General features: G+C 30.5%; 1 protein-coding gene. It reads right to left on the bottom strand.

Annotation, left to right across the window (positions count from 1 at the left end):
* Positions 1–11: 11 nt before the first annotated feature.
* Positions 12–871, bottom strand: an 860-nt coding sequence (locus tag KC460_05220) for a hypothetical protein (GenBank protein ID MCA9770742.1), incomplete at its 5' end; no start/stop codon positions are given.

Here is an 871-nt window from a genome sequence, read left to right on the forward strand (position 1 = left end):
ATAATAATTTTTTAGACATGGAAAGTCTCAGCATCTTTAGAACCATCTACTGCATGATTATTCTTTTTCCATTTTTCAATGCACTCATAAATTTTATTTACAATAGCATCATTATCTTTGTTATTATTATTATCAATAAGTATCACATTATATATTGTGGTGCGCTGTTTATTATTTTTTGGTGTTGTAATACCTGCCGTTATAGAGATTTCATACTTTTGTTGTATACCGTTGTGTTTGGTAATCTTGCCACTATAGCTGATATTCTCTCCATCAAACCATTTTTTTATTTCAACAGAAGCCTCGTTGTTGCCTTTACTAGAATCATTAGCATTATTAATAGCATTTAATGCGTTTTCTATATTTTGTTTCGCTGTTACTGCCGCCATCGTATACTTTATTATTTCTTTGTTTGAACCACCTTCTGTATTCTTTTCTTCTCCATCTACTTCTTTTCTTGAAGCATCATCTAGATTCTTTTTTTCTTCATTTACATTTACATTTCCTTTTTTGCTTGAATTTAAATCACTACCTACGACGCTGGAAGAAACATCATCTGGATTCTTTACTTCTTTGCTTGAAACATCATCTGGATTCTCTTTTTCTTTATTTCCTTCTTTGCTTGAAGCATTACCTACGACGATGGAAGAATCACCTTGTTTTAGATTATTGTTGTTATTATTTTTGCTTGAATCATCATCTGGATTCTTTTCTTCTCCATTTACTTCTTCGTTTGAAGCATCATTTGAATTCTTTTCTTCTCCATCTACTTCTTTTCTTGAAGCATCATCTAAATTCTTTTCTTCTCCATCTACTTCTTTTCTTGAAGCATCATCTAGATTCTTTTTTTCTTCATTTACATTTACATTTC

The organism is Candidatus Dependentiae bacterium (assembly GCA_020431705.1).
Lineage (GTDB): Bacteria > Babelota > Babeliae > Babelales > Vermiphilaceae > JAGQHQ01.